Origin of the sequence: Acinetobacter sp. ANC5681, from assembly GCF_023488045.1 — a bacterium.
Taxonomy (GTDB): domain Bacteria; phylum Pseudomonadota; class Gammaproteobacteria; order Pseudomonadales; family Moraxellaceae; genus Acinetobacter.
Genome location: NZ_JAMFKZ010000049.1, coordinates 1 through 11,058 on the forward strand (window position 1 = coordinate 1; position 11,058 = coordinate 11,058).

Annotated in this window: 8 protein-coding genes and 1 pseudogene; 2 read left to right on the forward strand and 7 right to left on the reverse strand. The window is 39.7% G+C overall.

Annotated features, from left to right (window positions below):
- Window positions 1-29 precede the first annotated feature (29 nt).
- Both M5121_RS15025 and repM read right to left on the reverse strand, forming a co-directional pair.
- Entirely contained in the window at window positions 30-173 is a 144-nt protein-coding gene (locus M5121_RS15025) for a hypothetical protein (RefSeq protein ID WP_153565456.1), read from the reverse strand.
- Window positions 174-551: 378 nt separating this feature from the next.
- Entirely contained in the window at window positions 552-1,490 is a 939-nt protein-coding gene (gene repM, locus M5121_RS15030; RefSeq protein ID WP_002046604.1) for a replication initiation protein RepM, read from the reverse strand.
- Between the two features lie 403 nt (window positions 1,491-1,893).
- On the opposite strand from repM, the gene M5121_RS15035 reads away from it, so the two are divergent.
- Both M5121_RS15035 and M5121_RS15040 read left to right on the forward strand, forming a co-directional pair.
- Window positions 1,894-2,532: an AAA family ATPase gene (locus M5121_RS15035; RefSeq protein WP_000585007.1), complete on the forward strand. Its 639-nt coding sequence runs from the start codon at window positions 1,894-1,896 to the stop codon at window positions 2,530-2,532.
- A 2-nt stretch (window positions 2,533-2,534) separates the two neighbouring features.
- A complete protein-coding gene (locus tag M5121_RS15040; RefSeq protein WP_000908082.1) occupies window positions 2,535-2,822 on the forward strand; it encodes a hypothetical protein in 288 nt (95 codons plus the stop codon).
- A 1,385-nt stretch (window positions 2,823-4,207) separates the two neighbouring features.
- Here M5121_RS15040 and M5121_RS15045 read toward each other — a convergent pair.
- From M5121_RS15045 to M5121_RS15065, 5 genes and pseudogenes are all read right to left on the reverse strand, one after another.
- On the reverse strand, window positions 4,208-5,074 hold the full coding sequence (locus tag M5121_RS15045; protein ID WP_004676005.1) for a DUF7281 domain-containing protein: 867 nt from the start codon (window positions 5,072-5,074) through the stop codon (window positions 4,208-4,210).
- Window positions 5,065-6,309, reverse strand: coding sequence for a hypothetical protein (locus M5121_RS15050; RefSeq protein ID WP_004676007.1), 1,245 nt, complete (start codon window positions 6,307-6,309; stop codon window positions 5,065-5,067). Before M5121_RS15050 ends, M5121_RS15045 begins: the two co-directional genes overlap by 10 nt.
- Complete coding sequence (locus M5121_RS15055) at window positions 6,306-6,938, reverse strand: condensin complex protein MksE (protein ID WP_004676008.1); 633 nt, start codon at window positions 6,936-6,938, stop codon at window positions 6,306-6,308. Before M5121_RS15055 ends, M5121_RS15050 begins: the two co-directional genes overlap by 4 nt.
- Before the next feature lie 24 nt (window positions 6,939-6,962).
- The gene (locus M5121_RS15060) at window positions 6,963-10,652 is read right to left on the reverse strand and encodes an ATP-binding protein (protein WP_249571625.1); all 3,690 of its coding nucleotides are present in this window, start codon (window positions 10,650-10,652) and stop codon (window positions 6,963-6,965) included.
- 298 nt (window positions 10,653-10,950) lie between these two features.
- Window positions 10,951-11,058, reverse strand: a pseudogene (locus tag M5121_RS15065) (IS5/IS1182 family transposase); the annotation flags it as partial.

Sequence of the window (11,058 nt, forward strand, 5' to 3'; positions counted from 1 at the left end):
GTATTCCGTGTCAGGAATCTGTCTACTTATCAGCGTCCGCGGAACTGCAGGATTTCTGCTTTGTTGTTCGCAACGAGGGCTAACTCTGGAGTTCCGTATAAGGCATAATCAATAACGACATCTCGACTGATAATCAGTGCAGTAACTTTAGCCAATCTCGCTGCAATTTCCATGTCAGGAATTTGTCCACTTATTCCAATGATGATGAGAACTGCAGCATTGACTTAGATCGCCAGTGCTCAGTACTGGCCATCATGTAGCTTTTATCGCTTTAGCGCCTTAACTTATTTAAGTGGCGTAACTTACACAACTTATGCATCCTATTTAGGTGACCTCAGTTATAGTATTCCGTGTCAGGAATCTGTCCACTTATTCCAATGATGATGAGAACTGCAGCAATAAATTATAAAGGCAGGATAGGTGGTTACTTAACCAGCATAAGTTATGTAACTTATGCTAATTCATATTAAAATCACATGAAAGCAATCTTAATTAAAAACTTAGTATGAGAGGGCGTGGTCTTTTGTTTAAAGTGACAATTAACTAAAGGGTTACTTCTTGTATTTAGGAGCATAACCAACTTCTAACAAATAAGAAAAATACTTTCTAACATTATCGCTATCAAGAAGATCACTTGATATCCTTTCCTGAAAGTCTTCTAGAGTCTCTCCACGATGTGCGAAATCATTACCAAATTTTGGATAGTTAGTAATATCACATAGCTTTTTAGCAAAGAATATACATTGCTTAGCTGTCAATTTATAAGTTGGCTCTAAAGGAGCACTTGTACTCGTTTTATTTTGTTCTTTTTCTTCAAACATGAAATGTAATTCTGAAATATTTCTTCCCTCCTTTTTTTGTATATAAGAAACAGTAATATCCGTAAATTTGTTAATTTGATTTAAAGCTACGGTAAGAACCCTTTTTTTAAAGTCTCCCATCTTTTTATATTCATCTTCTATCAATCCGAGTTTTGATCTAAGCTCATCTATAGAAATATATAACTTACCAGTTGATCTCCAACGTATGAGTAACTCATACAGGCGAATAGCATAAATGCTTGTAAGTGGTGAGATTTGTTTAAGTTCATATCTTGTGAACTTTTCTTCAAGTTTTACAAATAAGGGGATAATATCTGGTGCAAAAATTAGTTGGACGCATCCCTCTTCCTTAACATAACCAACTTTTGAAACCCACCTACTTTTGTATATTCCTATTTTTCCAGTTATAGGATCTACTGCTTTATAATTCAAATGCCGTTCAAAAAGATTATCACATGCAGATTGTAACGCTTCATAAGATGCTTGACGTCCTAAATTAAACTGTTTCATGTATTCAGAAGCATGAATCGTAAGTATAGTATCAGAAGTAAGTTCTTTCTCAATTTCTCGAGCAGCAATGATCGCAATTAATATTAGCCTTTGCTCAGATAGATTTAGTGAATACGATGCTTCAACCAAATTATTATCTTTATATACTATGTTACTCATAGGGAGATATATTAAGGAAAATGTTATAAATAGATATATTGACAATACTACTTAACGTCCACAAATGAAAGTATTTTTAATAAAAGAATTTGTCAACTTATGCACAGAATTTGTCAACTTAGAAACAGGAAAAAGTCAACTTATTGGTAGGAATATGTCAACTCAGAAACAGGAAAAAGTCAACTTATTGGTAGGAATTTGTCAACATATACTTCCTGTATCCCTTTGCTAGTCAAGCTTTGAGCAGAGATATAAATAATAAATTTAAATAAATATATATAAATTCAAAAAGACCATTCTTTTGTGGATAACTTTTTTTTAATTTTTTTTTTCATGATAGTTGATTACTTCATAAATCACCGTTAAATTATACACAAACAAACTTACGTAACTTACATAAATTATGATTATCTTAGTTGGTGGTGAAAAAGGCGGTGCTGGTAAAAGCTGTTTAGCTCAAAATCTTGCAGTTTACTTACAACAAAGTCAAAGAGACGTCCTCTTATTAGATGCTGACCCTCAAGGAACAACAACAGATTGGGTCAAAGAAAGAGATGAAAACGATGAATTAAATAATATTCCATCAGTACAAGCATCAGGGAATATACGTTCAGTTTTAAAAGATTTAGATAAAAGATACCAAGATATTATCATTGATGCAGGTGGACAGGATTCTGAAGCATTACGTTCAGCAATGACTATAGCTACACATATGTTATTGCCGTTTAGACCCAAACGAAGAGATCTAAAAACTTTAGATCATATGGAACAAGTTTTAAAATTAGCAAAGACAGTAAATCCAAATCTGAAAGCTAGAGCAATTATTACTCAGTGTCCAACTCTTCCTTCTCAAGTTCAAAGAATTTTAGATGCAAAAGAGGCATGCAAATCATTTGGTATTGATGCATTGAATTCAATAACAACAAATCGAAATGTTTATGATGATGCAGATGAAAATGGGCTTTCGGTTTTTGAAGTAAATAGTGATCCTAAAGCGAAAGCTGAAATTGAAAGTATTGCAAGAGAGTTTTTAGGAGTATAACTATGGCTGGTTTAACTGGGCTAAACAAAAAACCTGAACCTACTGAACAAGATAAAATGTTAGATGCATTTATATCTGGTGCAGAAAAGAGGGTAAAGGCTTTAGAATCAAGTGAAAAAAAATTTATTCGTTACACTTTTTCTCTCAATGAAGATATTAGTAAACTAATTGATGAGCTGGTTGTAAAAGGGCAAAATGCAAGAATAAATCGTTCAAGTATTGTTCGAGCAGCTATAGAAAATTTATCGACATATAGTGCAGATGAATTAAAAGAAATATTAAATAAATAAATAAATTAAAAATATCCCACTTTTTTAAGGGGGATATTTTTTATCCAAGTTAAATTTACTGTAAGTCCCCGGTGAACCCTATAGATATTTTTAAATTCAGCTCAGGCTCTAGCAGTGTGGTGGTAATTTATCTATTTGAGTTATTTTATATGAAGGCGTCCTTTTCTGCACAGACACGGATCTAGGCTATTCAACTTGGCTGACTGAATTGATGTCATGATGTTTGATGCACATTGTCAAATTCTTTATCAAGCGAAACTCTGAATCAATGCTTGTAATTGTTTCACTATGATGAGTTTGAGTCCAGTGAAATGTTGCTTGTTTCAACCGTAGAGCTTTGAATACCCAGTCCATCATGTATCAACACTTTCATACAATGACCACGCTTATTCCAAAACAAGATAACCTCAATGTTGCGATTTGACATGGTCAAAGGCTTTTAGGACATGAGAAAGAGCAGTATAAGTAACTGCTCGCATATCCATGGGCTGAGTAGAAAGCCAGATTTCATCAATGTGAATCTTATTGTGAGCACCTTGGGGAATTCTGCCAAAGCGATTGCTCCTGATACCTTCCGTTTCAGCCCAATCGCTATGTTCGCATCAGGCGTCGTTATTGATTATGCCTTATACGGAACTCCAGAATTAGCCCTCGTTGCGAACAACAAAGCAGAAATCCTGCAGTTCCGCGGACGCTGATAAGTAGACAGATTCCTGACACGGAATACTATAACTTACATCACTTAAATAGGATGCATAAGTTATGCGAGTTACGCCACTTAAATAAGTTAAGGCGCTAAAGCGATAAAAGCTACATGATGGCCAGTACTGAGCACTGGCGATCTAAGTCAATGCTGCAGTTCTCATCATCATTGGAATAAGTGGACAAATTCCTGACATGGAAATTGCAGCGAGATTGGCTAAAGTTACTACGCTGATTATCAGCCGAGATAAAGTAATGTGAACGGGTAGTATTGCTGTAATGGATGGATTAAACGTTGCAGGGTAAGGCAATGTAATAAATGTGGGCTTTGGTGGTGCAGAGCTTGTTCTCCATCCAAAAGGCGAATATATCTACATACGGGATTTGAATTTAGTACTTACTGCAAAGCTACTGAAGCGAGGGATGTGTTGGGTGCTTTATCGGATGGTTACCTTTAATCCTTCATAAATGAGTGTACTAGTGAACAATACCACTTTATAGCAGTTAAACTTATTAAACTTATTAAACTTATTAAACTTATTAAACTTATTAAACTTATTAAACTTATTGAACTTAAATTGCTTAGGTGGTCTAACTAAAATTTTGTAGCAGAGTGATCTAATAATAAATGTATTAATAGACCATAGTCTAAAGTAACACCTTGAACTTTTGCAACAGTGCCCTTAAATTGCTATACACACCAATGGACCAAGCCGGTTCACGTTCTCTTGCATAACTGCAACTTTATTGAAGTTCACATGCTTCAAGATCGCTTTCATCGGCTCCGACATGCCTTCGGTTTCCGACAAATCCGAAATGTACTCTGACTGGTCTACATACTTATAGAAGTTGTTATCAGGGTGTTGTTCTTTAATGCTTTGCCAACATTGGGGAACCATCACAGAGACTGGTCTGATCAGGTTGAAATTATTGGCGATATTCAACCCATACAGGTCGAAATCGGTATACACCGCTACCGGACATTCTTCTGGCAGAACTTCAAGCAACTGATTGACTGACCGGCAGTTCTTACCATGCCCCCTGTAAAGGAATAGGCTGTCTTGCCATTCGAGTGGAACTTGCTGATACCAGTCCGAAATCCGTACAAGCATAGTGCCATTCTCAATAATGATCAGCTTCCTGATTTTTTCTACTGCAAGATGCTCTAAGGACACGGCTGTTGTCACGCCAGGATGTGCAATGTGCATCTCACCGGACTTTAACGGTAGTTGTGCATTGATCGCAGCAAACCAAAGCTGCTCACCGAAAACGCTGGCATTGCCAGACTTTTCATCTATACGATGATCAGCAAGCGATATTCGGTCTGCATTGGAGTCATACGTTACCTCTGGCTCCGTTTTTACATGCTTTCCGTACAGAACCCGAAGCACATCAAGATCTGATTCACTTAGATGCAGCTCACGTTTGATGATGCTACCGATCTGCATGTCTTTGTTCAGCATTGTCCATGTCTTGTTAAGCTTCACCACTCTGGTTTTAAGCTGTAAAACCGTCTGAATGATTGAGAGTTCTCTTTGCCCTAAGCGCATTGCATCACCTTTCCGTTGCTGTCTTTGCGACGAAACACGATATCTGAAATGTAGTAGTTGCCATTATATTTAGCATCCGTTTCACCCACTAACTGCAACTCAAGATGGTTTGAGTGGTTGAGTTCAAACTCATACAGGAGGCGACTAATCCAGTATTCAAATTTGCATCCAGGCTCTAGGCGTATGTAGGCGTTCTTTGCTGATATTTCATTGATTGCCTGACTGCCAAAAGCGTCAAAGAAGAAAAATGCAGCTTTATCCAGAGGTGAGACTGCCTTCACTATCGTATGCGTTGCCTTCTCTACCGGTGGGCGTTTTTTTTCAACAACTGGACCATCTTTTTTAACACGCTTCTGATTGGCTGTCTGAGCTACCGCAGATAAAGTGTTCTCAAAATCCTCAAGGTAGATATCGGCACGAGCTTTCAGCTTGATAAGTGGTACACGACGGAAGCTATCAGGTGCCTTGTTGAAATCAATATCGGCATTCAGCGTCCGGTTGTTGGCAAAATGACGGTGCAGCGCATCAATCAGATTGATTCGCTCCTGGGTTTTTATGTCCTTTTTCCATTCAAAGAGTTGCTTGTCCAGTCGGTGATGGCTGTGGTTCATTTCTTCAATGGCTTCAAACACGCTTGGCTTGAGACGTTTGGAGATCACTCTCTGCAAGTCTGCATCACCTACCGCCAATTCATCCATCGTATTTGGTGAAAGGATTTCCAGTGCCGTAATTAGCATTTTGGCAGTCTTTAAGCTTTGTTCAGCCTTACGCATTTTCATGTCGTAGTTGTTGAACAGCGACAGATACTCAAAGCACTGATCGGCAAAATTGGTCATGTTCTCGCTGATATTGTTTGAAAGCTCAATAATCAGGTCACTTGCTTCAACCTTTAATACTTCGGCACTTTCCGGGTCCTCGACTTTTGACAAGGCATAGTCGGTACTCACCGTTTTGATACGATCAATCAGACCGCTAATGTCGGGTGCGGAAATGTTGCGTTTCTTTCTGTTTTTATAGAAATTCACAAACTCAATGACGAAGTTTCTTAGATGCAGCGTGTTTTTTTCTGCATCCAGATACCCAAGATCGCAAGACAGCAAATTATCAATCAAGGATTTGTTTGATTCATTGACCTGAATAGACGAACTGGTAAACATGATTGCTTCGGCAATAGCATCAATGTTTGCAGAGAAAACCTTCGCCCCACGTTCAGCCGGATTCACGAAGTCGATCATAGTAACTCGCCCTGCTCCACATCATCTGTTTGAGTGATATCAATCGCATTGTGTTCGGCAAGGTACTCAGCTTCATCGTAGAAAATCGACCAACGTGAAGTTGCCAAAAACTCAGTACCCACAACCCCAACCGGCACTAAATATTCGCGCTGTACCAAAAACTGAATAACACCGTTGATCTGGTCTTTCACTGTGCTTGCTGTCTTACCCAACTTTGCAGAGAGTTCTTTTAGCCCTTTTTGGACATGCTTGGACTTCTCCACTTCAACCAGGATTTCACCAGACGTAATTCTGTCGCCTCCAATCAGAGGTTCATTGCGCCCCCCTGCCTTTCTGAACAGTCGCAGCCAGTCCACAAGTGGCTCCATTTTGCTGACGTTTTCCTCAAACTGTTTGGTGATGACCTTTTTGATCTCAGGGTCACTTTCAATATCAAGGTAAATCAGGAAATACCCACCACCGCACGGTGTCTGAATACACTTTTTGCCTAGAAAACTAATATGGTTGTTTAGTTGATCTAAAAATTCGACATCATTCAAAAACTCAAAGTTCTCAAAATCACTCCACTGGTCAATTAGATAACCTTCTAATAATTTGGTCGCTACTTTTGTTAATCGTTTATCAGCCATTTAAAATTCTCCACTTTTTCCCTATTAGACTGGTTCTGCTGCAAGCAATGGGTTATCGCCTTCGATTTCCAGTGGAACAACAGTGCTGACACCATTGGCTCCAACAATGTAGAGATTCTTAAACTTGTGGTTAGAGGTTGAGTTTTCCGGTTGAGCACAGACCAGATAGATTTTGTTATGGTCCATCATGTCGAACAGCAAATTGGTGTTGATCGCATCAAAGTTGCCAATCTCGTCAAGTGGGATATGGATGTAGGTCGAGTTATCAGGGCATAACTTCCGTGACAATGCGAGGAACATGATCAGCACCAGAATACGTGACGTTCCTGTACTCCCTGCACTGGTAAAGTCGTTGTCAGTACGCAGCTCGGCAAGACGACCATTGTTCATCACGCTCATTTTCAGACGTACCATAGAGCGGATATCATCAGTATGTCCTTTGGTGCTTTCAATTGCCTTTAAGGTGTATTCACAGCAACGAATGAAATCCTCGATCGGAATGGAGCTGCTTTGCATGTTTTCAAAGGATTGATAGTCCTCACACTGCAAAACAAACTGATTGAGCTGATCTAGGGTGTTCTTGTCATTCAGCACACTTTCCAGATTCATTGAGAAGTCAGTGAATGCCTTGAACTTGTTGCTACGGTTCAGGTAGCCAGACAGTTCCGTAGATACGCTCTTTAAACGCTTATTTAGATTAAGGATTTCCTGAATATAGTTACGCAACTGAGCCGATTTATTACGGAAAATGTTTGTGACTGCATCATGCTTTTTCGGCAAGTCGTAGTCCATGATGCTTTCGATGGTAGACATGGAGTTAATGGTGTTCATGGTTTCACTGGTAGTCCCCATACTCTCCATCTTTTCCTCAAACAGCTTGAACAGAGAGAAGGCTTCATATTTGCGCAGTAATGCCTTAGAAGCGTTTGTCTGCAAGCGTAATTGATAAATCTGTTTCTTCTGTGTATCAGCCAACGTACCCAGATCACGAGAGAAGCTGTCGAAGCTTAAAAACTCAGGTCGATCTACCTCTACCAATAGGATATCGTCATCGAACAGGTTTTCGATTTCACGCCCCTGTTTATCCAGCTTTTTGATTTTCTCCCTGAAATCTTGTGCACTCGCTTCAAGATTGTCCACTCTTGTACGAAGGGAGGTTCGGACTTGTTCAAGCTCACTTTCCAGTTTGGAAAGATTGTGGCTGTATTCAGATACAAGTTTCAGAGCTTGGTTCATGTCCTCGATATGGTTCTGCTTGTACTGATAGTGGTTTTTCTTCCACATATCGTACTCAGCCAAAATGCTTTCATAGCCTTTGACTTTGGTGTGCTGTGCAATCGCAGCCTTGATCTTCATTTCTGCCTGTTTCAGGATATTTTCATCCACGCCTTGCTCACGCAGTTTGCTGTGATACAGGTTGGTCAAATCATCCATCTTGGCTTGATAGCTGCTCTCTAGCTGCTTTTCCTTTGTGGCAATCAGATCAAGCTTGATACGCAAGTCTGCATAGGACGCATCATAGCTCTCCTTTAAGCCATTTTTTTCAAGCATGTTGGCTGATCGAAGCTCACCACGTTTCTTCGGCTCAATCTGATTGTTGAAAGTTTGCAGCTCGTATTTCGCTCTATTTACAGCTTCTTGCTCAATACGTGTAGCTTCTGCCTTCTTCGCTTTCAGCTCTTTCTCAGTCTGGTCATAAACCTGTCGGGCTTGCTGCTTCTCGTTTTGCAGGGTATTTAACTCATTTTCGAGTTTAACAACTGCAATATTGGTCTCGTTGATCTCTCTATGGATGGACTGAGCCAGATGCGATTGCTTGTCGTACTGCTCAACCAAAGAAGCCGTGTAAATCTCGGCATCTTTCAGACGTATTTGTAGTTGCTCAAGACTGTCGGCTTCCCCTGGAATCTCCAACTTGTTCAGGTCTATTTCAAGACCATAGAGGCTTAGGGCATTGGCATTCACGCCAGTTTGCCAGACAGGGTTCAGGTTGGTTTTGAAGAAAAGCTCAGGATTGATGACCTTCGCAATGGTAGTACGCCAGTCCACATCTTCATTCGGTGCATCATTCAGGAACCGTAGCAAGGTGTCTTTCTGGAACAGGGTTGTACGCAGATTCTCTTCTGACTGCTTGGCTTTCTCAAGCTTGGCTTTTAATCCATTAAGATCATACTGCGCCTTGTTTTGATCAAAATTAAGTTGTTTAAGCTTGTTTTGAGCCGCTTTCAATTCGTCAGACTTTGCAGACAAGGTATTCTCTTTGACTTCATAAGCCAACTTGAGGCGCTGTAGCTGTAGGTTTTCTTCATCCGTAAACAGTGTTGATTGGTGCATGCGCTCCATAGCTGCTGACTGGATATCCAGAAGCCTTTGACGTTCACTGGAAATTTCTTGATCAAGAATTTGGAGCTGTTCAGCCTGTTTGCGCTCAAGCTCTTTCACCTTGAGATCAAAGCGGTTTCGCAACTGGTTGATTGCCTCCTGAACCTCGTTAGATTCAGCATTAAGGGCTTCACTGGATGCCATTTTTTCACGAAGCAAATCTGCTGAATGCTTGTCGTACTCGCGGTTGATATTTTCGTAGCTTTCAGTCAAAAACTGTTTGTATTTCTTCGCTTCTTCAATCTCGTTGAAGTAGTGCGCACGTTTCTTATATTCCTGTTCCATGACGGAAATATTCATGTCTTGATAACGTCTTTCCGCAACTTCAATATTATGAATTGCCTGTTTAAAGTTACCTGCAGACTTTTCTTTTACTGCAATCAGCTCTTTGACTTGTACAATCTGGTTATTCAGGTTACGGACTGTCTCATTCCCTTTGTTCTTTACCGCATAGATTTCATGCTCTATCGAACTGATCTGCTGCTCGTAGTTCACCACATGGTCCCGGAGTACCAACAGGTGTGCATGAAGCGCATTAAAGGAGGCTAAGACCGCATTCTTTAACTGAATGCCAGAGATAATCTTCTGCTTTTCCGATTGAAGGCTTTGTAGGGCTTTCACATCATTGATGGTTGCTAACCAATCTGCGGTAGAGGTTGGTTTTGTTTTGATTTTCTCGTTGTCCAAATACGCTTCAATTAACATGGTTTTGAAGTTTGAGACAACATTGTTCTGGTTAATCGTTACCTGGGTCAGATTGCTCAGGAATTTTAGCTGTTGTTTGCTTCCAGACAGTGAATAGCGGTTGCATAAATCACGAAGGTTTCTTTCACCTGTCAGTCGTGATTTATCTGCAGTCAGCGTATAGATATATTCAGGGATGCTGTCGATCTGACGGCTCACATCAACGCCAGATTTATAAACCTGATCAAATACGTCTTTCACATTCTGAGAAAGACCCAAGATTTCCAGACTGCTCTCACTTAATAGCGTATCTTCCGCGCATCCATCAACAAATCGGTAGTTGTGCTTGCCCTGATTATTATTGCGATACAGCACCACACACTTTGTACCTGAGTGAGCAAGGTATTCAAAAATCACCATGCTTCGACTGCTCGGCAAATAGTAGTCTACGAAATTTTTCTTGTTTGCAGCTTTCTCTATTAACCCATTTGGTGAGGCACCAAAGAAAATAGGAATCAGGTTCAGGAATGAGGTTTTCCCTGCACCGTTGATACCGGTAATGTTTGTATGACCACCACTAATATCAACTCGGAATAGTTTAGATGAAAGAAAAGAATCATAAAGAATGATTGACTGTAAACCTTTCATAGAGGTTTCTTGAGGGTTAATAATACTCATTATATACCTTTTATAAATATTCATAAGTCTAATGGATATTTCAATTTTAAATAAAAACTGTAACTTTCCCTGATCTTATACTTTTATTAAATATAATGGCGGTTATCCGACATAGACACCAACATATCAAACCGTCCGCTAAGAAAATTGCAAAAGCGCATATTCTAAAAGCGGACATTTTTACTTTGGAGAAACCGGACATTTCTACTTTGGGCTGGCTTTGTTGCACAAAGATTTGAAATGCAAAGCGCCCCTAATTGAGCCAAATTTAAGGCGTAACTTGGGTAAGTGGGCGACCTAATTCCGTAAATCTGTTAAGGACTGCTACACGTGCATGGATCTCATTCACTTGGCTATCAAAACTCCTTGCACTGAG